Origin of the sequence: Mesorhizobium sp. M1348, assembly GCF_040317925.1 — a bacterium.
Taxonomy (GTDB): domain Bacteria; phylum Pseudomonadota; class Alphaproteobacteria; order Rhizobiales; family Rhizobiaceae; genus Mesorhizobium.
On the sequence record NZ_JAMYLH010000049.1, the window covers coordinates 1 to 21,310 of the forward strand.

General features: G+C 60.8%; 20 protein-coding genes and 1 pseudogene. 17 read left to right on the plus strand and 4 right to left on the minus strand.

The genetic code is table 11. From position 1 onward, the window contains the following. Window positions 1-478: 478 nt before the first annotated feature. Window positions 479-676 carry a hypothetical protein gene (locus tag NKH13_RS33970; protein ID WP_352917187.1) on the minus strand — a complete coding sequence of 66 codons (198 nt, stop codon included), beginning with the start codon at window positions 674-676 and terminating at the stop codon, window positions 479-481. Window positions 677-708: 32 nt separating this feature from the next. After that, window positions 709-1,098 carry a hypothetical protein gene (locus NKH13_RS33975; protein ID WP_352917189.1) on the minus strand — a complete coding sequence of 130 codons (390 nt, stop codon included), beginning with the start codon at window positions 1,096-1,098 and terminating at the stop codon, window positions 709-711. A 610-nt stretch (window positions 1,099-1,708) separates the two neighbouring features. On the opposite strand from NKH13_RS33975, the gene queC reads away from it, so the two are divergent. The 3 genes from queC to queE are packed head-to-tail and all read left to right on the plus strand — an operon-like array spanning window position 1,709 to window position 3,494. After that, complete coding sequence (gene queC, locus NKH13_RS33980) at window positions 1,709-2,407, plus strand: 7-cyano-7-deazaguanine synthase QueC (protein WP_352917191.1); 699 nt, start codon at window positions 1,709-1,711, stop codon at window positions 2,405-2,407. Then, entirely contained in the window at window positions 2,407-2,763 is a 357-nt protein-coding gene (queD, locus tag NKH13_RS33985) for a 6-carboxytetrahydropterin synthase QueD (RefSeq protein ID WP_352876171.1), read from the plus strand. Before queC ends, queD begins: the two co-directional genes overlap by 1 nt. Continuing rightward, window positions 2,760-3,494, plus strand: coding sequence for a 7-carboxy-7-deazaguanine synthase QueE (gene queE / locus NKH13_RS33990; protein ID WP_352474110.1), 735 nt, complete (start codon window positions 2,760-2,762; stop codon window positions 3,492-3,494). Before queD ends, queE begins: the two co-directional genes overlap by 4 nt. Before the next feature lie 560 nt (window positions 3,495-4,054). On the opposite strand, the gene hemN is transcribed toward queE, so the two are convergent. Further along, on the minus strand, window positions 4,055-5,404 hold the full coding sequence (hemN, locus tag NKH13_RS33995) for an oxygen-independent coproporphyrinogen III oxidase (RefSeq protein WP_352778478.1): 1,350 nt from the start codon (window positions 5,402-5,404) through the stop codon (window positions 4,055-4,057). A gap of 154 nt (window positions 5,405-5,558) precedes the next feature. On the opposite strand from hemN, the gene NKH13_RS34000 reads away from it, so the two are divergent. The 11 genes from NKH13_RS34000 (at window position 5,559) to NKH13_RS34050 (ending at window position 18,725) form a co-directional block, all read left to right on the plus strand. Beyond that, entirely contained in the window at window positions 5,559-6,305 is a 747-nt protein-coding gene (locus NKH13_RS34000; RefSeq protein WP_352493084.1) for a Crp/Fnr family transcriptional regulator, read from the plus strand. 604 nt (window positions 6,306-6,909) lie between these two features. Further along, entirely contained in the window at window positions 6,910-8,541 is a 1,632-nt protein-coding gene (ccoN, locus tag NKH13_RS34005; protein ID WP_352917194.1) for a cytochrome-c oxidase, cbb3-type subunit I, read from the plus strand. Beyond that, window positions 8,532-9,263: a cytochrome-c oxidase, cbb3-type subunit II gene (gene ccoO, locus NKH13_RS34010; protein ID WP_352917196.1), complete on the plus strand. Its 732-nt coding sequence runs from the start codon at window positions 8,532-8,534 to the stop codon at window positions 9,261-9,263. The genes ccoN and ccoO overlap by 10 nt, the downstream gene beginning before the upstream one ends. 11 nt (window positions 9,264-9,274) lie before the next feature. Continuing rightward, the gene (locus NKH13_RS34015; RefSeq protein ID WP_023679629.1) at window positions 9,275-9,424 is read left to right on the plus strand and encodes a cbb3-type cytochrome c oxidase subunit 3; all 150 of its coding nucleotides are present in this window, start codon (window positions 9,275-9,277) and stop codon (window positions 9,422-9,424) included. 2 nt (window positions 9,425-9,426) lie between these two features. Next, window positions 9,427-10,290, plus strand: a complete 864-nt coding sequence (gene ccoP, locus NKH13_RS34020) for a cytochrome-c oxidase, cbb3-type subunit III (protein WP_352917198.1) — start codon at window positions 9,427-9,429, stop codon at window positions 10,288-10,290. Between the two features lie 132 nt (window positions 10,291-10,422). Next, complete coding sequence (ccoG, locus tag NKH13_RS34025; protein ID WP_352917200.1) at window positions 10,423-11,982, plus strand: cytochrome c oxidase accessory protein CcoG; 1,560 nt, start codon at window positions 10,423-10,425, stop codon at window positions 11,980-11,982. After that, on the plus strand, window positions 11,979-12,476 hold the full coding sequence (locus NKH13_RS34030; RefSeq protein ID WP_352917202.1) for a FixH family protein: 498 nt from the start codon (window positions 11,979-11,981) through the stop codon (window positions 12,474-12,476). The genes ccoG and NKH13_RS34030 overlap by 4 nt, the downstream gene beginning before the upstream one ends. Further along, a complete protein-coding gene (locus tag NKH13_RS34035; protein ID WP_352917204.1) occupies window positions 12,473-14,761 on the plus strand; it encodes a cation-translocating P-type ATPase in 2,289 nt (762 codons plus the stop codon). Before NKH13_RS34030 ends, NKH13_RS34035 begins: the two co-directional genes overlap by 4 nt. Further along, on the plus strand, window positions 14,758-14,910 hold the full coding sequence (ccoS, locus tag NKH13_RS34040; RefSeq protein WP_352453617.1) for a cbb3-type cytochrome oxidase assembly protein CcoS: 153 nt from the start codon (window positions 14,758-14,760) through the stop codon (window positions 14,908-14,910). The genes NKH13_RS34035 and ccoS overlap by 4 nt, the downstream gene beginning before the upstream one ends. A 423-nt stretch (window positions 14,911-15,333) precedes the next feature. Further along, window positions 15,334-16,515 (plus strand): 5-demethoxyubiquinol-8 5-hydroxylase UbiM, encoded by a 1,182-nt coding sequence (gene ubiM, locus NKH13_RS34045; RefSeq protein ID WP_352711153.1) that lies wholly within the window; start codon window positions 15,334-15,336, stop codon window positions 16,513-16,515. A gap of 302 nt (window positions 16,516-16,817) precedes the next feature. Continuing rightward, window positions 16,818-18,725 carry a putative bifunctional diguanylate cyclase/phosphodiesterase gene (locus NKH13_RS34050; RefSeq protein WP_352917206.1) on the plus strand — a complete coding sequence of 636 codons (1,908 nt, stop codon included), beginning with the start codon at window positions 16,818-16,820 and terminating at the stop codon, window positions 18,723-18,725. Window positions 18,726-18,820: 95 nt separating this feature from the next. On the opposite strand, the gene NKH13_RS34055 is transcribed toward NKH13_RS34050, so the two are convergent. Then, the gene (locus NKH13_RS34055) at window positions 18,821-19,090 is read right to left on the minus strand and encodes a DNA -binding domain-containing protein (protein WP_352453619.1); all 270 of its coding nucleotides are present in this window, start codon (window positions 19,088-19,090) and stop codon (window positions 18,821-18,823) included. Between the two features lie 128 nt (window positions 19,091-19,218). Here NKH13_RS34055 and NKH13_RS34060 point away from each other — a divergent pair, with 128 nt between their 5' ends. The 3 genes and pseudogenes from NKH13_RS34060 to NKH13_RS34070 form a co-directional block, all read left to right on the plus strand. Next, window positions 19,219-19,470, plus strand: a complete 252-nt coding sequence (locus tag NKH13_RS34060; protein ID WP_023722035.1) for a helix-turn-helix domain-containing protein — start codon at window positions 19,219-19,221, stop codon at window positions 19,468-19,470. 135 nt (window positions 19,471-19,605) lie between these two features. Then, window positions 19,606-19,833, plus strand: coding sequence for a hypothetical protein (locus tag NKH13_RS34065; protein WP_352453620.1), 228 nt, complete (start codon window positions 19,606-19,608; stop codon window positions 19,831-19,833). Window positions 19,834-20,552: 719 nt separating this feature from the next. Then, a pseudogene (locus tag NKH13_RS34070) lies at window positions 20,553-21,221 on the plus strand (ArdC family protein); the annotation flags it as partial. Window positions 21,222-21,310: the final 89 nt, after the last annotated feature.

Consider the following 21,310-nt stretch of genomic DNA (forward strand, 5'->3'; position numbering starts at 1 on the left):
TGACAAACCGCTCAGCGGCAGCGCAAGATCGTTCATGGTGGGTGTGGTCTCCGGGAAATGGTTCGGATCGGCTTAAGCAACCAAATCCTACGTCATTTCAACGATCAGATCCCGAGCAGCCAGCCAGTATTCGACCGTCGCTGGCGCCTCCGCCCACTGAGGCCTTGTGCTTCCTCCAGCGAGTCAAGCCGATCACCATGCGTGTCGCCAGTTCTGGTGCTCACCCACGTGCCATTTGCGATCTTGTGTCGGTGAGAGCACCGCAAGCACCTCCCCTGCTGGAGGCAAGGCGGCTTGCGTCGCCCGTGTTGTTACTATTCTTCGCTGTGGTCGGAGTTTTTTCCTTGGCTTCGGAATCGGGACATTCGGCTTTGCAAAAAAATAGGCCATCGTGGTCGATCGTCACGCCCCCGAGTTCGGCGGCACGATGGGACGACAACGGCAGCGCAAGCTCCATTTGCGCGAGGGGCTCGTCCCTTCAAATACTTGATGCATTTGCGCTTTGCGTACCTCCGTGCATGTTGCTCGATGCCAGGCGGAGACCTCTGTCTAAACGATCGCATCGATGCAACGCCCACGCGTAGATCGCCATCATCGCGGCGATCGCTTTGCCGCGATCGCCGCAGCCGTTTTCGAGCACGACAATCATGCCGGCGCTGTCGGCAGCGATGCGCATGCAAAAATTCACAGATGCATTCTGGCCAAATGCTAGCTGCCCAGCAAATGTCCGGCATTTCGCAAGGCCCCTAGGAAGAGACTGGCATGGCCGTTGGCATCGATCTTGGCCTGCATCGACAGGGGCATGCTGTGCCAATCCTCCAAGGGCGCAGTGAAATGTGAGAACGTACCGTTGACGATGCAATGGTGGGTAACAAGGCCCTGTCTGTCCAACGCCAGCACGCCGATCTGGTCGCCCTGATATCGGATGGCTGCGACCCGCTGGACCCCCGCATCACCGTCGACCCGCACGTCGAAAAGCAGGATGCCGCGGCTCCTGGTGGCTACCTCGGCGGCCTTTTCAGCGAAGCTTAAGGAGAGCGAGCGGACGCTTTCGACCGCCAGCTGTAAAACCATCAAATCCAGTTCATCCACTGCCATAAGGTACCTGCGCGCAACACATGGGTGATAGCAATCGACCACACCGCTTGTTCACAGATGTCGGCTCACGACCGATCATTCAGGTTGTTGCCGGACGTCCATTGACCGAGGGAGTGCTCCGGTTCGAACCGATCCTGAAGCGGAATGCGCTGGATCTACGGAACCCGAGAGCAGGCCAGCCAAAGTTGCCGCGACAATTGATGTCGTGATCATTCCAGACATCTGCATCGGCGTCGCTGAACATCCCACTGGTAAGTCCGTTCTCTTGCGGCAAGCCCATCCTCGGGCCGTCTTGTACCTGAAACCCTCGCGGTGGCGTCCCTCGAGCTCGGGACCGCCGGGCGCTTGATCGTCGAGAACTTTGTTTACGAAGGTCCGGACCTCCTGCAGAGCATATTCTGGTGCGCTCGCCTTTGAGCATTCCGCTGAAGCGTGACGTTTCGCTAGTCCGTGTTCCTTGCAGGCTCATCGCGAGGGCGCCTTGCACACAGCGGCACGTCAGCGCATGAAACTCGTCCCCCGTTCACTTCACAAAATGGATTTCCTGAAGTACTGGGAGCGCAGAGAAATCTCCGGTCGCAGCCTACCCGGTTAAAACAAGGACCCAATGATGAAGACTCTCGTCGTCTGCTCCGGCGGATTGGACTCGGTTACCCTTGCTCACAAGGTGGCAGCGGAGCACGAACTCGCCGGCCTCCTATCTTTCGATTACGGCCAACGTCATAGGAAGGAATTGGGCTTCGCCGCCCTTTGCGCGGAGCGACTGAGCGTCCCGCACCGCATCATCGACATCCACGAGATCGGCGGCGGCCTTTCCGGCTCCGCGCTGACCGATAATGTGGACGTGCCCTACGGGCACTACGCCGAAGACACGATGAAGGTCACGGTGGTGCCGAACCGCAACGCCATCATGTTGGCCATTGCCTTCGGCTTCGCCGCAGCGCACGACGCTGACGCGGTGGCGACGGCCGTGCATGGTGGGGATCATTTCATTTATCCCGACTGCCGTCCGGCCTTCATCGACGCTTTCCAGATGATGCAGGACCACGCGCTCGACGGCTACGCGAAAATTCGCATTTATGCACCCTATGTGAATCTCACGAAGGCGGACATTGTTAGGAATGGAGCAGCATACGGCACGCCATTTGCGCAGACCTGGTCCTGCTACAAGGGCGCCGAGCGTCACTGCGGGAGGTGCGGGACCTGCGTCGAGCGGCGCGAGGCGTTTCATCTCTCTGAGCAGCCGGACCCCACCGACTACGAGGACTCCGACTTCTGGCTCGATGCGCTACGAAGGAGGACCGCGTAATGTTCCGCATCACCAAGGAATTCCACTTCTCAGCCTCGCATCAGCTCACCTCGTTGCCACCCGATCACCAATGCGCGCGCCTGCACGGGCATAACTACATCGTTGAAGTGGAGCTTTCAGCGAATGGACTGAACGAGAACGGCTTCGTGCGCGACTATCACGATTTGGCGCCATTCAAACGCTACATCGACGAGAGCTTCGACCACCGACATCTCAACGACGTGCTGGGACATGAGCAAGTCACGGCGGAATATCTGGCCAGACATTTTTATGAATGGTGCAAGGCACGCCTGCCCGAAACCTCGGCCGTGCGGGTGAGCGAAACGCCGAAAACCTGGGCGGAATACCGGTCATGACCGATACGCATCCCGCAATCCGCGTGAGTGAGATTTTCGGGCCGACGATCCAGGGCGAGGGCGTGCTCGTCGGTTTGCCGACGGTCTTCGTCAGAACCGGCGGGTGTGACTATCGCTGTTCCTGGTGCGACAGCCTGCATGCGGTGGACAATCAATTCCGCCATGAATGGGAGATGATGTCCATTGGCGCGGTGTGGCAAAACGTGCTTGCGCTTTCCGGTGGCCGCCCGCTGATGGTATCGCTGTCAGGCGGCAATCCGGCCATCCAGCCGCTCGGCGCGCTCATCGAGCGAGGCCATGGTGAAGGTTACCGTTTTGCGCTGGAAACCCAAGGTTCGGTGGCCAGGGACTGGTTTGCCGACCTTGACGTGCTAGTCCTCAGCCCAAAGCCGCCGTCAAGCCAAATGACGACCGATTGGGCCGCTTTCGAGGCGTGCCTCCAGGCGGCACAAGGCAGGCCGCAAGTCGTGCTCAAGCTCATTGTTTTCGACGAAAGTGACTACGCCTACGCGAAAGACGCCGCGGCGAGATTTCCGCGGCTTCCGATCTATCTGCAACCCGGCAATCACACGCCGCCACGCCCCGCAAATGAAGACGCGCCTGTCGACCTTGACGGAATATTGAAGCGCATGGAGTGGCTGGTTGATAGCGTGACCCGCGACAGGTGGTTCGAAGCCCGTGTGCTGCCGCAGCTGCACGTTATGCTCTGGGGTAACAAGAGAGCCGTCTAGCCTGGGCCCGCTTTTCACTGAAACTGCGCCGGCGGATATTCGGGTGGACGGGTTGTCCCACGCTTGACGGCGCTGCCGGGGTGCTTGCGGACTTTCTGCCACCGGCACCAAGAGCGTGGCCAGCCGCTTACGATTAGGATTGTTGCCGAGGCTCGGTTTCGACGGGCGTCGGCCTGGCGGGAACCAATCAAAGGTTAGCGCGAGCCACGGGTGGAATAGTATGGTGTTGCGATCCGGCGGCGCCTGCTGCAGCTGGCACGGTCCTTGCGGATTCTCGTTGCAAGGCCGAAGGGAGCTGTCGGCCGACAACCATGATCTGGCCAGGACGATTGTCGACTGCTTCCGATACAGAAAAGAGGCCGGACTCGACGTGGCGCTTCAGGGACTGCGAAATGGAATACGGCGCCGGAAGGCACGACCGGACGATATCGTCGCTATGCCAAGACGCGTCTGGTCCGCTCCGAATCCTGTCTTGACACGACGGTCGCCGGTCAACAGTGAAAAACGTAGCGCAATCGGTTCACGATCGACTGAGAACCATGACCGTTCCTCTGCGGTGCTCAGACTGCCGCTGAGTGCCTGGCCGTTCCAATTTCGAAATATTTGTCGAACTTTGCCGCGATGCTCCTGACAAAGGGCCGGCTTTCCGCAGGCACGACGAAGCGGTCACCATCAAGTTCAAGCAACCGCGCAGGATCTTGGAGGGCCGTGGAACTCGCCTTGAGGAGAAGTCTTTGGCCGGCTTCGCCAAAGCGCTCCACCAGCTCAATCGCCGAGAAGGCGAAGTCACACATCAATCGCTCGATGATCCAGCCGCGAGCGCGGTCGTCTTCGGAAAGCGCAATGCCGCGGACCGCAGCCAGCCCGCCGTCTTCGACCATGCGCCCATACTCGGCGGTCGAAGGCATGTTCTGTGCATAGCCCTGGCGAAACTGGCTGATGGACGATGGGCCGAGGCCGATCAAGGTCTCGTAGCGGTCCTCGGTGTAGCCTTGGAAGTTCCGGTGCAGTGTTCCGGCGCGGGCGGCAAGCGCGAGGGCATCGCCCGGCTTGGCGAAATGGTCGAGCCCGATTGCTTCGTATCCCTGGTCCATGATCGCCCGCGCCGCCAGTTGCGATTGGGCAAACCGCTCCGCCGGACCCGGCAGCCATGCCTCGTCGATCATCGTCTGATGTTTCTTGAACCACGGCACATGGGCGTAGCCAAAAAGCGCGATCCGATCCGGTTCCAGGGTCAGTGCCTGTGCAACCGTGGAGGCGACGCTCTCCCTGGTCTGATGCGGCAGGCCGTAGAGCAGATCGAGATTGACGGATTCGACGCCGCGCGAACGAACGCCATCAACAACCGTCTTGGTCTGCAGAAAGCTCTGCTCGCGGTTGATCGCTTTCTGCACCTTCGGGTCGAAATCCTGGACGCCGAGGCTCGCCCTTGTCATGCCGATTTCGGCAAGTGCATCGAGGCGGGCATCGTCCATATCGTTGGGTTCGATCTCAACGCTGATCTTTGCACCGGGGAGAAAGGTGAAGCTGTTGCGCAGGACGGTCCCCAGCGCCACCAGATCCTCCGGTTTGAGCATCGTTGGCGAACCGCCGCCGAAATGGACGGCACGCACGCGGCCCTTGCCTGCGACAAGACTGGAGACGGTTGCGATCTCGGCATGCAGTGAGCGCAGATATGTGGTCACTGGTTCGTAGTGGCGTGTCTGCTTGGTGTGGCAAGCGCAGAACCAGCAAAGCTTGTCGCAATACGGGATGTGCAGATAGAGCGAGATCTCATCGCCATCGTTGAGCGCCTGCAGCCAGCCACGACAAATTGCAGCATCAATGCCTGTATGAAAATGCGGCGCTGTCGGATAACTGGTATAGCGCGGGACGTTCTCGCCAAGTCTGGCAGCTAGCTCCAGTCGCATGTCGTGGTCCACCGTGTTTGCGTCGCCGGAACTGTGGATGCTTGGATGAGCCTAAGCCCTGATTTCGATCAACGTTCAGCACGGACAAACTGCCGCAAGGATTTTTCTACCGTCGATTGCTATCCTGCCCGCACTGGACCGGTAGAGCGATCGAATGACATTACGGCAGGACATTCACAGTTCCGGCATTCCCGTTCTTTGCCTGTCTTGCGAGGCACGGCACCGCGGTGTCTGTGGTGCGCTCGAACCAGACCATTTGGCTCAGCTCGCCAAGACGTCGTCGCGGCACAATATCGAGCCGGGGGTCGAACTGATCGGCGACGCCGAGGCGGTCGACTGTTATTCAAACGTGCTTTCAGGCGTGGTGAAGCTCACGAAGAGCCTTTCGGACGGCCGCCAGCAGATCGTCGGTCTCCAGTTCGCGCCGGATTTTCTGGGACGGCCCTTCAAGATGAAAAGCGCGATCAATGCGGAAGCGGCAACAGCTGTCTCGCTATGCTCGTTTCCGAGAGCGGCCATCGAACGGATGATGAAGGAATCACCGGAATTTGTGCATCGCCTGCTCAAGCAGGCGCTGAACGAACTCGACGAGGCACGCGAATGGATGGTGACTCTGGGGCGCAAGACCGCACCGGAGAAGGTGGCGAGCTTTCTCCTCATGATCGCCCGGAACATCGGTTCCAGTGTTGACCCGGCGGCCAGGTCGGCGTGCTTCGAGCTGCCGATGACGCGTGCCGACATCTCTGATTTCCTTGGAATTACAAACGAGACCGTGAGCCGTCAGCTGACCAGCCTGAGAATGGACGGCGTGATTCGGATCGAGAACAACCGCCGTGTCACCGTGGACAGCATGAGCCGGCTGGAACGGCGCTGCGGCGGCCGAGGCGCAACCGCCCTTTGAATGACACCGAAGCTGCATGGCCTACGTCACTTACTTCGTTCGGGGCAGGGCATGCTCGCGTTGGGCTTAGAAGAAGTCGCATAGCGATAGCCCGCTCTCCATCCGATCGGATGAGCCAGGTGCGTTTCGGCCAACTCGTCGGCGAAGCATCCATCCTCGAGGTGCTCGACGTGCAACCGGCTGTTCCAGGCAGGATCGCACTCGGCCGAAGTCAATACGCCTCATACGCAGGGGAAAATTGCCGTTCCCCCGAATCATGAATGTCACGAAGGCAGCGCAACGCTGGCGCTGGCTGTCCCAAGGCATTGAAACGATCGACGTTCGGCAAGGCATCGGCCTACTTTCCAGCGTCACAGAAGGCGCGCTTCCCACACGCCCGCGATCGCCTCCATACCCGGCCAGACCGGGGACGCCGGGCCTGTCCATAAGCGTGGCGGCCGGTGCTGCGCTTCCACATTCGATCGCCACAGTCTGATCGCACCGAACTCGATGCTGCTCGAAGCAAAATCGTGCGGCTCTGACATGGATCAGGGCAAGCAGGCCACGGCTGCGCAATAAGGCACTGCGGTTTGGCGCCCGCCGGAATCGGAAATCGGGGCTTGCGATGAAATTCGGCACAGAGATCGTCCTTCTAAGCCTGTTTGCGTTTGCGGCCCTGGTGGCTGCCGGCTTCGGCGTAGATGAACCTTTTCGGCGGCATATGTGGGTTTTGTTCTTCGCCGTGGCTGGCTTCACTGCGACTCTGTTGCGCAACACGGAGTTCAAGCCGGCAGTTCCGATCGACCCCGCCGCTTACATGGATGGGCCGATCCGCTACGGTGCCATCGCCACCGTATTCTGGGGCGTCGTCGGCATGCTGGTCGGCGTGGTCATCGCCCTGCAGCTCGCCTACCCGGATCTCAACATCCAGCCCTGGTTCAATTTCGGCCGACTGCGGCCGCTGCACACATCCGGTGTTGTGTTCGCTTTCGGCGGCAACGCGCTAATTTGCACGTCTCTCTATGTGGTGCAGCGCACGTGCCGCGCGCGTCTGTTCGGCGGCGATCTCGCCTGGTTCGTGTTCTGGGGCTATCAGCTGTTCATCGTCATGGCGGCAACCGGCTACCTGCTCGGTATCACCGAGAGCCGCGAATACGCCGAGCCCGAATGGTATGTGGACCTGTGGCTGACCATTGTATGGGTCGCCTACCTCGCCCTGTTCCTCGGCACGATCCTGAAGCGCAGGGAACCGCACATCTACGTCGCCAACTGGTTCTATCTGTCCTTCATCGTGACGATCGCGATGTTGCATGTGATCAATAACCTATCGATGCCCGTGTCGTTCGTGGGTTCAAAGAGCTATTCAGCGTTTTCGGGTGTCCAGGATGCCTTGACGCAGTGGTGGTACGGCCACAACGCCGTCGGCTTCTTCCTCACCGCTGGCTTCCTCGGCATGATGTATTATTTCGTGCCCAAGCAGGCCAACCGACCGGTCTATTCATACCGGCTGTCGATCGTCCACTTCTGGGCTTTGATCTTTCTCTACATCTGGGCCGGTCCGCACCACCTCCACTACACCGCCCTGCCGGACTGGGCCCAGACGCTCGGCATGGTGTTCTCGATCATGCTCTGGATGCCCTCGTGGGGCGGCATGATAAACGGCCTGATGACGCTCTCGGGCGCCTGGGACAAGCTGCGCACCGACCCGATCATCCGTATGATGGTGATGGCCATCGCCTTCTACGGGATGTCGACCTTCGAAGGCCCGATGATGTCAATCAAGGCCGTCAACTCGCTCTCGCACTACACCGACTGGACCATCGGTCACGTCCATTCGGGCGCGCTCGGATGGGTTGGCATGATCTCGTTCGGCGCGATCTATTTCATGGTCCCGAAGTTATGGAACCGCGACCGGCTTTATTCGCTGCGGCTCGTCAACTGGCACTTCTGGCTGGCGACGCTTGGGATCGTCGTTTACGCGGCGGTGATGTGGGTGTCCGGCATCATGCAGGGCCTGATGTGGCGCGAATACAACGAGCAGGGCTTCCTGGTCTACTCCTTCGCCGAAACCGTCGCCGCCATGCATCCCTACTACATCATGCGTGCCATCGGCGGCGCGATGTATCTGTCGGGCGCCCTCATCATGGCCTGGAACATCGCCATGACCATCCTCGGCTACCAGCGCGAGGAGGATCCGATGCCGCGCTCCATCCCCGCCCTCCAGCGTGTGCGATCAGGAGCCAGAAAATGGGCTTGATGGACAGACACGCGGTCATCGAGAAGAACGCCACAGTTCTTCTCCTCGGGTCCCTGGTAGTCGTAACAATCGGCGGTATCGTCGAGATCGCGCCGCTCTTCTATCTCGACAACACCATCGAGAAGGTCGAAGGCATGCGGCCCTATTCGCCGCTCGAGCTCGCCGGGCGCAACATCTATGTGCGTGAGGGCTGTTACCTCTGCCACAGCCAGATGATAAGGCCGTTCCGCGACGAGGTCGAGCGCTACGGCCACTATAGCCTGGCGGCCGAGTCGATGTACGACCACCCGTTCCAGTGGGGCTCGAAGCGCACCGGGCCGGATCTCGCCCGGGTCGGCGACCGCTACTCGAACGGATGGCACGTCCAGCATCTCACCGAGCCGCGTTCGGTGGTGCCGGAATCGATCATGCCGAGCTACGCGTTCCTGAAGGACATGCCCATCGAGGTGAAGGATTTCTCGACGCATCTGATCGCCAACAGCCGTGTCGGTGTGCCCTATTCAGACGACATGATCGCTCATGCCAATGCCGATCTCATGGCGCAGGCCGATGCGAATGCCGACACATCGGGCCTGGAGAGACGCTATCCGAAAGCCAAGGTTGGGGACTTCGACGGCGATCCGCAGCAGGTCACCGAAATGGATGCGCTGGTCGCCTATTTGCAGATGCTCGGCACGCTGGTCGATTTCAGGACCTATGACGAAGCCGCCGGTTACCGCTGAGGAGAATGGCGATGACCTACAATTTCATGCGGGAGTTTGCCGACAGCTGGGGCCTGCTTGCCATGGCGCTCTTCTTCCTCGGATGCGTTGCCTTTGCACTTCGTCCCGGCAGTCGAAGGCAAGCCGAGAGAGCCGCTCACATTCCTCTCAAGGACGACTGATCATGGGCAGCGAGCATATCGACGAGGTTTCGGGCATCTCGACGACCGGCCATGAGTGGGACGGCATCAAGGAACTCAACAACCCGCTTCCGCGCTGGTGGGTCATCACCTTCTACATCACCATTGCCTGGGCGATCGGCTACACCGTCGTCTATCCGGCATGGCCGATGCTGACTTCCGCGACCAGGGGTGTGCTGGGGTATTCGAGCCGCAAAGACGTCAAGAATGAACTGGCGGCGGCCGAAGTGGCCAAGGGTAAATATGTCGCTGCCATTCAGGCGAAAACCGTCTCCGAGATTACTGCCGACGATACGCTACGCGAATTCGCCGTCGCCGCGGGTGGCGCCGCGTTCAAGGTCAATTGCGTGCAGTGCCATGGCTCGGGCGCTCAAGGGTCCAAGGGTTTTCCCAACCTAAACGACGACGATTGGCTGTGGGGTGGCAACGCCGAACAGATCCAGCAGACGATTGCGCACGGCATCCGCTTCGCATCAGACCCGGATACGCGCCTGTCGGAAATGCCTGCTTTTGGCGACATCATCACGACGGATCAGATCAAGCAGGTCGGCGCCTATGTCGCAAGTCTCTCCGATCCTGTTCAGGACACAAGCCTGATCGAACCCGGCGCCAATATCTTCGCCGAGAATTGTGCGGCCTGTCATGGTGAGAATGCAAAGGGCAACAGGGAGCTCGGCGCACCCGACCTGACCGACGCGATCTGGCTATACGGGTCTGGCGAAACAGCCATCGCCGCGCAGGTCCGCGCGCCGAAGCACGGCGTCATGCCGGCCTGGATCGGTCGTCTCGGCGAGGTCAAGGCCAAGGAACTCGCGGTCTATGTCCATTCGCTTGGCGGCGGAGAATAGGTACCCAAACCTATTCTCGTCCTCCCCCTCACCGCCAAGCGACGAGGCCCGGCGCGAGCCGGGCCTCGGCATCATCCAGAAACCGATGGGTCGGGCTTCCGGCGAAATCGTCGCTGGTGACTGGAGCTTCTCGTGCTCGATAACACGCAAATAGAACGGCTCGAAGCCGATGCGGTCAACTCCGCCAAGACCCGTCAGCCGCTCTATGCCGGACGCAAGAAGATCTTCCCGAAACGGGCCTCTGGCAGTTTCCGCCGCTTCAAGTGGTCGGTGATGGCAATCACGCTGGGGATCTACTACCTGACGCCCTGGCTGCGGTGGGATCGCGGGCCATTTGCCCCTGACCAGGCCGTGCTGGTCGATCTTGCCAACCGCCGCTTCTACTTCTTCTTCATCGAGATATGGCCGCAGGAATTCTACTACGTCGCCGGCCTGCTGGTCATGGCCGGTATCGGCCTTTTCCTGATCACATCCACCGTCGGCCGGGCCTGGTGCGGCTATACGTGCCCCCAGACCGTGTGGGTCGATCTGTTTCTGGTCGTCGAGCGAGCCATCGAGGGCGACCGCAACGCGCGCATCAAGCTCGATGCCGGTCCCTGGACTGCGCGCAAACTCGTGGTGCGAACATCGAAACACGCCATTTGGCTGGTCATAGGGGTTCTGACCGGCGGCGCCTGGATCTTCTATTTCGCCGATGCGCCGACGCTGCTTGGGGAACTCTTCACCGGTACCGCCGCCCCCGTCGCCTACATCACCGTGCCCGTGCTGACGGCGACGACCTACACGTTCGGCGGGCTGATGCGCGAGCAGGTCTGCACCTACATGTGCCCATGGCCGCGCATCCAGGCGGCCATGCTCGACGAGAATTCCCTCACCGTCACCTATAATGACTGGCGCGGCGAACCGCGCTCGCGTCACGCCAAGAGGGTCCTTGCCGCCGGGCAGCCCGTCGGCGACTGCGTCGACTGCAATGCCTGTGTCGCGGTGTGCCCGATGGGGATCGACATTCGTGATGGCCAGCAGCTTGAATGCATCACCTGCGCGCTCTGCATCGATACCTGTGACGGTATCATGGACAAGCTCGGCAGGGAGCGCGGACTGATTTCCTATGCGACGCTGGCCGACTACAACGCCAATATGATGCTGGCGACCCCGGGCGGCTCCGGTTCAGTCAACCCGTCACTGGTCAGGAGCGCTGACGGCCTGTTCTCCGACAAGGTGGCCCGTTTCCATATCCGCAAGGTCTTTCGCCCTCGCACCTTCATCTACATGGGCGCCTGGTCGGCGGTCGGTCTCGCGCTGCTCTATTCGCTGCTGACCCGCGAACGGCTCGAATTGAATGTCCTGCACGATCGCAACCCGCAGTTCGTGACGCTGTCCGACGGTTCGATCCGCAACGGCTACACCGTCAAGCTGCTCAACATGATCCCCGAACCAAGAACGATCATTGTCACGATGCAGGGCCTGCATGGAGCCGAAATGAGCGTTGTCGGTATCGACCTGGCGGCGGATCGCTCCTTCGCCATCCCGGTCGAACCCGACCGGCTCAAGATGCTCAAGGTTTTCGTGCGTCAGCCGGCAGATCAGGTTCGGGGTGCAGCGCAAAGCTTCAAGTTCCGGGTCGAAAACAAGGCAACGTTCGAGTCGGACGAATATACGGCCACTTTCAACGCACCGGAGAGCGCCAGATGAGCGACACCTCGCGACAATCCCGCGAATTCACCGGCAGGCATATGCTGTTCACCATCCTTGGCTTCTTCGGCGTGGTCATAGCGGTTAATCTGACGATGGCGACGCTCGCCAACACAAGCTGGACCGGGCTTGTCGTCGAAAACACCTATGTGGCCAGCCAGCAGTTCAACAGGAAGGCCGAGGAAGGGCGCGCGCAGGCAGCCCTTGGCTGGACTGGCAAACTGACCATCGCAGGCGGTGAGGTCCGCTACAGCCTCACCGATGCTGTCGGCAAGCCGGTTGCCTTGCATGGCGTCAAGGTGCTGTTCCGTCATCCCGCCTACGAGGCCGAGGACAAATCCGTCACTCTTGAGGCTGCCTCCGGTCAGATATTCGCCGCGCACCACATGCCCACGGATGGCATCTGGATCGTCGAAATCGACGCCGATGCGAGCCTTGCGGAACCCTATCGCGACGTTCGCCGGATCATGATTTCCCACGGGGCGCTGCAATGAGCTGCTGCGCGCCAGGCGCCGAAATGGCATTGGACCTGGAAAAGGTCACACTGGTCCTGCCTTCTGGCCAGGAAATCAGACTGGCGAGCCGCTCGATCGGCGAAAATCTTCGCCAGACCGACCTCTCGGTGCCGGCTGTGCATTGTGCCGCCTGCATCCAGACGATCGAGACGGCGATCGGCAAGCTGGATCGCGTCGAAGGCGCTCGTGTCAATCTTTCAACGAAACGTGTTTCGGTCCGGTGGCGCGGCGACGAGGTTCCGCCATTCGTCGCCACACTTGGACGGCTGGGCTATGGCGCGCACCTGTTCGATCCCGAGGCTGACGGGAAGGACAGGACGCTCTCGGAACTGATCCGCGCCGTCGCGGTCGCCGGCTTTGCGGCGGGCAACATCATGCTGCTATCAGTCTCCGTCTGGTCCGGCGCGCAAGGCGCGACCCGCGACCTGTTCCATTGGGTCTCGGCCTTGATTGCCATTCCTGCGCTCGCTTTCGCCGGCGGCATCTATTTTCGCTCGGCCTGGAATGCGCTGCGCCACAGCCGCATGAACATGGACGTGCCGATCGCGGTCGGGGTATCGCTCGCTTACGCCATGAGCCTCTACGAGGCGATCAACCATGGCGACCATGCTTATTTCGACGCGTCGGTGTCGCTGCTGTTCTTTCTGCTGATCGGCCGCACGCTGGATCACGTGATGCGGGAACGGGCACGGACGGCCGTAAACGGACTGGCTCGGCTGGCGGCGCGCGGCGCCATGGTGCTGCGCGAGGATGGTTCGCGCGACTACTTGCCGGTTGGCGAGATCGAACCAGGAATGGAGCTCTTGATTGCGGCTGGCGAGAGGGTGCCCATCGACGGCAGGATCATTGGCGGGGCATCGGATCTCGACTGTTCCCTGGTTTCCGGGGAAAGCACGCCCAGAACGGTGGGCCCGGGGGCGCAGGTCCAGGCCGGTACACTCAATCTCACCGGTCCGCTGACCATCGAGGCGACGGCCGCCGCGAAGGATTCATTCCTGGCCGAAATCGTTCGGCTGATGGAAGCGGCAGAGGGCGGCCGCGCCCGCCATCGCAGGATCGCCGATCGCGTCTCCGCGCTCTATGCCCCCGTGGTCCACCTCACCGCCTTTGTGACGTTCCTCGGCTGGATGGCGGCGACCGGCGACTGGCACCGGGCAATAACAATCGCAATCGCCGTTTTGATCATTACATGCCCGTGTGCGCTCGGTCTCGCCGTGCCGATCGTGCAGGTGGTCGCTGCGCGGCGGCTGTTTGAAAGCGGCGTCATGGTCAGGGACGGCTCCGCCATTGAGCGCCTGGCGGGGATCGACACGGCATTGTTCGACAAAACCGGCACGCTTACGCTCGGACTGCCCAGGCTGATCAATGCGCCGTCCATCGATCCGACGATGCTCGCCATGGCGGCCGAGATGGCAGCGCATTCCCGCCATCCCTTTTCGAAGGCAATCGCTGGCAATGCAGCCTTTGCCGGCCAGCCGAAACTCGCGTCCGTCAGCGAGCATCCGGGCTTCGGCATCGAAGCCATCGCCGAGGGCAGTACCTGGCGGCTGGGTCGCCGCGGATGGCGTGAGTGGAAAGCTCGGATCGGCGGCGAAGGCAAACAAGGCTATGGCGGAACCGTTCTGACGAAGGACGGGGTCATTGTCGCGACTTTCGATTTCGAGGATGAGCTGCGTGCCGATGCCAAGGCGGCCATCGAGCAACTGAACGGCGCCGGCGTGTCGGTGGAGATGCTGTCGGGCGACACAGAAGCTGCCTGCGGCGAAGTCGCGGAAGCACTGGGCGTCGAGCGCTTCGTTCCCTCGTTGCTTCCCTCCGGGAAGGTCGAACACATCGAAGCATTGACGCGAACTGGCCACAAGGTGCTGATGATCGGCGATGGGCTCAACGACACGCCTGCATTGGGCGCCGCACACGTTTCGATCGCTCCGGCCACGGCGGCGGATATCGGTCGCAACGCCGCGGATTTCGTGTTCCTGCGTAAAAGTCTTCTGGCGGTCCCACTTGCTTTAGACATTTCGCGGAAGGCCGGACGGCTGATCCGGCAGAACATCGCCATCGCGATCGTTTACAATGGCATCGCCGTGCCGGTCGCCATTCTGGGGCACGTTACGCCACTGATCGCGGCGGTCGCGATGTCCGCCTCGTCCCTCCTGGTCATCGGCAATGCGCTACGTCTGCAAGGTTTCGTGTCAAATGCATCGGTGCAAGATGCCCGACATGACAGGCGCTCGGACATTGGCGCACTGGCACAATCCTCATGACGACGCTCGCCTACCTCATACCTGTGGCCCTGTTCCTCGGAGCGCTTGGGCTGGCGGGGTTCCTGTGGGCCTTGAGGAGCGGCCAATATGAAGATCTCGATGGCGCCGCCGAGCGGATCCTGATCGACCGCGACGAGCAACGCAGTTGACCCAGCCTGCCCTGCGAGGACTCGCTCGAATATTTTCCGCGGTTGCTTCGCGTCATGCCGATTTCGGCGCGCGACGGGTGCGAACGGATCAGCCAGAATACGTTGCCGAACTTTCGGCCAGGAAAGGGCCGCACCGAACGGGAAGCCGGCCATTCCATGATGACCTGACCAGACCATGGTGTGGCGGTCGACCAGTCGACCGTGAACCCGCCGTTGCCGCGTTTATCGAGCCTGGTTGATCCACATCAGGGTTATCTCTTCATAGGCATGGTTTCATTGAGCATTTTTGAACGGAGAACGGATGTCTAACGGACGGTTAGGTCGCGTGGAGACGCTTGGGGAGATGAGCCGCAAACCGTGGATCGATTGCGATGCGTTCCAGTGCCCTTCGTCGCAGATAGCCGACGCAATGGCGGCACGCTGATGGCCGGCTCTGTCGATAGATTCGACGTTATTGTGGTCGGAGCCGGGCCGGTCGGACTTTCCTTCGCCGCGTCGCTTGCCCAGAGCCGACTCAAGGTGGCAGTGGTTGAACGGCAGTCGCTCGAAAGCCTGGCGAATCCGGCTTTCGACGGTCGCGAGATCGCGCTGACCCACGCATCGGTTGGAATCCTTCGCGAGCTCGGCGCCTGGGATGCCATCCCCGCTTCGGACAAATCACCGCTACAAGGCGCGCGCGTGCTCAACGGATCGAGCCCTTTCGCCCTGAGCTTCGATTCTCCCAGCGGATCTGGGGAACCACTCGGAATTCTGGTCCCAAATTGTCGGATCCGCGACGCCCTGTTCAAGCTTGTCCACTTCCAGGATCATGCCCAGCTGCTGTGCGGCCGCTCGGTCGTCAATGCAACAACCAGCCACAAAGAAGCAGTCATAACGCTCTCTGATGGCAGGCAATTGGCCGCTCGGCTGCTCGTTGCAGCGGATTCGCGTTTGTCCGCGACGCGCGACCTGCTCGGCATTGGCGCCGACATCAATCGGCTTGGCAACTCCATGCTGATTTGCCGAGTGAGGCACGAGCGCGCCCATCACCAGATCGCGGTCGAATGGTTCGATCACCATCAGACGATAGCGATGTTGCCGCTCATGGAAGGCGTGTCGTCGCTGCTTCTCACGTTGCGCTCAAGCGAGGCCGACAGACTGCTTGCTCTCGACGACGATTTGTTCCTCATGGAATCGACGAGCCGGTGTCGAGGACGCTTCGGAGAGATGACCTTGGCAAGCACCCGCCATGCCTATCCGCTGGTCACGACCTGGGCGCACAAGTTCTGGGCTCCGAGTGCGGCACTGATCGGCGATGCTGCCCTCGGCATGCACCCGGTGACCGCGCATGGCTTCAACATCGGCCTCAGTGGCCAGAAGCAACTCGCCGATAGAATCCTGGCGGCATGTCGCGAGCGCCGCGACATTGCTGATCCCGACATGCTCGGCAGATACGAAAGCCGGCTGCGTCTGTCGGCGGCACCGCTCTATCATGCTACGAATGCACTTGTCGCTCTCTACTCAGGCGAGCACCCGGCGGCACGGCTTGCAAGACATGCAGGGCTTCGCTTTGCCCAATATCTTCCCTTTATCCGCCATGGCATTTCGGCCATGCTCAGGCGGTGAATCGCAGGCAGCGCTGCCGCTCTGGAACGCTATCTCGGCCCGGCTTCCTTTTGTCTCGCCGGGCGCGTTGATGCCGTTGGTAGGCTGCTTCCATGGTGACGTTGCCGATCCTGGGATGATTCGGATCAAGGCACGCGTGCGGGCAAGAGCTCGATGGTCAGACGGCAAGGCCAAGAGGCAGACGTGCGCCCCGAAGACATGGTGAGCACACTGGTTATCCCCGCTGGATAGTTAACCCGTCCTTCAGTGGGCCTGCGTAGGCTTGTCCTCGCGAACAACGATGGGAGCAAGCTGGTCCGTCCATGGCCCCGAAGAATGAAGACACGCTGGAGGCCAAAATCCGTCAGGATCAGCTTGCCGACCTGAGGGCCGGCCTCTTCGTGTCGATGCCGATAAGCGCTATCCTGTCAGGCCTGATTTGGGCGGTGCACGCCCTTTCTGGCAGCGGCTTTGCAGCTGCAATCTGGTTCCTGGTCGTCAATGCGATAAATGCCGCCCGCCTTGCACTCGCGCGTTATCAGCTAAAGGAAACGGGGCGCCATGACGGATTAGTGGGGGTTTTGCCGCGGCTTCGCTGGTTTGGCATCCTTGCTCTTCTGGCAGGGTTTGCCTGGTCCTTCCTGGCCGTCCTGACTGTTGGATACACGACACCTCAAGCACCGCTGCATCTGGTCATTCTGGCGGGCATTTCAGCTGGTGCGGTTACATACGGCAGTTCGTATGCCGCGGCGGCGATCAACTTCATCACACCTCCGCTCCTCATCACGGTGGGTTGCCTTTTGGCGAAAGGCAATTTTGAAGACTACATTCTGGCTTTTACCGTTCTGCTCTTCATGGGCGGCTTGGTTCGAGCTTCGTTTGTTGGGCAAGCACGGTTCCGCGAAGCGAGCCGCCTGAGGCATGAGGCCGAGCGGCTTGCGGCGGAGATGAAGGCCAGTTCCAGGCAGGACCACCTGACGGCCCTTCTCAACAGGCGTGGCCTCGAAGACGCTATCGGACGGTTCGAGACCGCGGATGGCCCCTTCGTGGCAATGCTGGTTGACCTGGACGGGTTCAAATCCGTCAACGATACCTACGGTCACAGGACCGGTGATGAACTGCTTGTCAGGATCGCCCGCCGCATAGAGGAGGAAGCACCGGAAGGCTCAACGCTCGCTCGTATCGGCGGCGATGAATTCGTGCTGTTTTTTCCCTCAACGAGGGTTTCGCTTTCTGCCAGTGATCTCGCCTCCAATATCATAGCAAAAATTGCCCGCCCCTATCGGGAGGTCGCGTCCGTCCGGGTCGGGGCATCAATAGGAATATACCTGGCGGAAAGCCCGGGCCTGACCGAAATGTTGTTGCGGGCGGATATCGCCCTTTACACGGCCAAGCGTCGTGGCAGGAACGAATTTTGCCTGTTCGATGCCGAACTCGACAGGGAACTGCAACGCCGCCAGTCCGTCGAACGGGACCTTCATTCGGCGATAAAGACGAGAAGCTTGCAACCTTGGTTCCAGCCGATCGTGAAACTCGACACCGAGGCCGTGGTCGGTTTTGAAGCCTTGCTGAGGTGGTCCCATCCGACTCATGGTGCCATCTCTCCACCCGAAATCATCACAGCTGCACGCGAAACCGGAATGCTTCAGCTGCTGACGCAAACCGTCTTCGCCGACTGTTGTGCTTTTATCGACGGCTTGGTGAAAGCTGACTGTCGTGATTTCCGTGTGGCGATGAATGTTTCGCCGCGCGAACTGGAAGCCGGCGATATCGACGACATGGTTTTGGATGGTCTGGCGGCAAAAGGCCTCCCTGCAACGATGTTCGAAATCGAGATTACCGAAGAATCCCCGGTGGACCCGGACAGAGTGGATGAAAAGCTCGGACGGCTTTCACATGCGGGCATTTCCATCGCGCTCGATGACTTCGGCACCGGCTTTTCTACGTTGGCATCGCTCAAGGACAGTCGGATACGCAAGGTCAAAATAGACCAGGGCTTCATTCGCGGCTTGGCCAAGTCCCGAGAGGACCGACTGCTTGTCAAATCGGTCATCGATCTCGGTAACATGCTCGGGATCGAGGTCATGGCCGAGGGCGTCGAAACAGAGGCGGATCGGCAAACCCTGCACAAGCTTGGCTGCCGAACCGCTCAAGGCTTCCTGTTCTCCAAGGCTGTGCCTCTGAGCCAAGCACTGGAAATGGCAGTCAAACAGCACGCGAACCAGTTGTGACCGCTCCCGCCGCGCCGTCTCTCGCGGCCGTGCGCTCATGAGTGACGGGTATCTGAACTTCGTTGTTTGAAGAGCATGACAATCCGTGCTGTGCGTCAGCCGGCGAACAGTTCCTTGTAGCCGGTCGTCACCATCCAGTTCGCCCGGTCGATATGGCTGCGAAGAGCCTTGCGGGCGCGGACCGGTTCAAGGGCCGGGTCGATGCCTAGAATGAGATCGGCCATCTCCTCTTCGCTGGCATTGTCGGCGCAGGCATCCAGGATCCGCAGGTAGATCGTGAAATGCTGCCTATCGTAGGCCGTCAGGTTCTCCGACCAGGGGACTTCGTCGCACAGAGTTGAGTTTCGAGTCTCATCTGTTCCCATTGATCGATTCATGCCTGTTGCGAGCCTCGGCTGTTGAGCGCTGGATGCAACGCAGCATATCCCAAAATGGGATAATCCGAAACCGGGATTAGTCGCTGATCCGGTCTTTACCCGACCGGTTCGCCTACATGCCCAAATCTCTTCGCTCGCCCCGCCACCAGCGGTTTCTGGCCCAGCTGGTTTCCCTGCGCAAGGCCAAAGGCCTGACTCAGGCGCAGGTGGCCGAGAAGCTTGATCGTCCCCAATCCTTCGTGGCCAAGTACGAGGGTGGAGAGCGGCGTCTCGATGTCATCGAGTTTCTCGACTTAACTGCGGCGCTTGACGCTGATCCGTGCGAGATTCTGTCCAGCCTGCGGGCTAACGGGCGCCTGCGCGTCTAACGGCTGGCGCCGGTACCGTGAACCGAGCGTGCTTTTCTTCGGCAAGCTGCCATTCCGCTGCGGGTGGGTCTTTACCAAGCCATGCCGATATAGGATGATAATCCTAGGTGGGGCGATTCCTCAACGGAGATCGCAATGGCTAGGACCAAACTTTCCAAGCAGCTTTCACAGGCTGAAATCGAGCGCTTTCTCGCGGAGGCAGAACGGCTGCACCAGAGCATCGTCCAGCCGCTTCTATCACCTACCAGCAACCATTACCGGGCTCTCCAACGCACCCATGAAGCGCTGTTGAAGACGGTGAAGGATATCACCGGTAAGGATGCGCCGTTCATTCAATGGTTCGGAACAGGACCGGTGAATTAGACCAGACTTATAGACTCCAGGCTGCAAACGTCGCATTCTCTCTTCGGGGAGAAGGGGCGTGGGCAACCATCGCTATCAGGACAACTCCTGGCTGGCTTTCTTGCCTTCGAATCGACCCTCGGCTGCAAGATCAAAGCCAATATCAAGCTACAAAACGGGCGAGCGCGTCTATCATGATCCCGGTCAGGAATATTACTGGGACACGCGCCTCAAACCTGTTGAAAGGCGAGCGCTGGTTTTGTTCGGAGGAAGCCGCGCCACGGGGGCGATGTCGTCGAGTTTCTCGACGTAACTGCGGCGCTTGACGATGATCCGTGCGAAAAATCTGTCCAGCCTGCCGTCCTGGCGGGCGCCCGCGCGCCTGACGACGCGCACCAGGTGCTCGTGAACCGAGCCCGCTTTTCTTTGGCAAGCTCAGGCGGTCTCGGCCATTCGGCTTCGCCCCTTGGCGTGGGCAGCCCTTCGGGCTGTGACGGCCGCCGCCCTTGCGGGCGGCGCGGTTTGTCTGTTGGCCTTTCCCGGTGGCGCGGGGTGGGCGGCACTCCCTTCTAGGCCCGCCGCGGCAGCCCGCAACCCTTCGCGTGCCGCTCAGGGTCCTCCTCTTCGTTCCGGTCCTTCGGATGCGGTCCGCCTACCACGGCGGGCCTTTCCGGTCGCGACTTGCCGCCCATCCCGCTTCCGGGGAAAGGCGCGGCGATTGGCGAGCGGAGGATGAGACGATGCATGCAAACAGCAAGCGTTGTGCCAGCACAGAGGCTGGCGCAGGCAAGGGCGGGCGCCCCGGCGCCAGCCTTTATCAGGAGATCACCGACCGCATCATTGCCGAGCTGGAGCGCGGCACCGTGCCATGGGTCAAGCCATGGGGCAGGGCAAAGGCAGGCCTTGGCCTGCCGAGGAATGCATCCTCTGGCCGCACCTATTCCGGCATCAATATCCTTATCCTGTGGGGCGCGGTGATCGAGCGCAGCTATCCCAGCCAGAACTGGCTCACCTTCCGGCAGGCGCTCGTCCTTGGCGGCAACGTCAGGAAGGGCGAGCGCGGCACGACCATCGTGCATGCCGACCGCTTTGTCCCCAAGGACGAGAAGGAGCGCGCACGCCACGAGGGCGATGAACCACAGGCCGTGCCTTTTTTGAAGCGCTTCACCGTCTTCAATGTCGCGCAGTGCGATAATCTTCCGGAAGACCTCTATGCCGCCGCCGAGCCGCTGCCTCAGTGCGAGATCGTGCCGCAGGCCGAGACGCTCATTCGCGCCAGCGGTGCGGATTTCAGGGTCGGCGGCGATCGCGCTTTCTACATGCCGGGCAGCGACCACATTCAGGTGCCGCCGCAGCCGGCGTTCCATCACCAGATCGACTATTACCGGACCTGCTTTCACGAGTTAGGTTTCATCGCAAGTGTCCTCCTTGTCGCGACGCCTGTTGCTGGGAGGGCCTGACCATGGCTTCTCTCGATCGCGCGGATGTCTACGCCCGC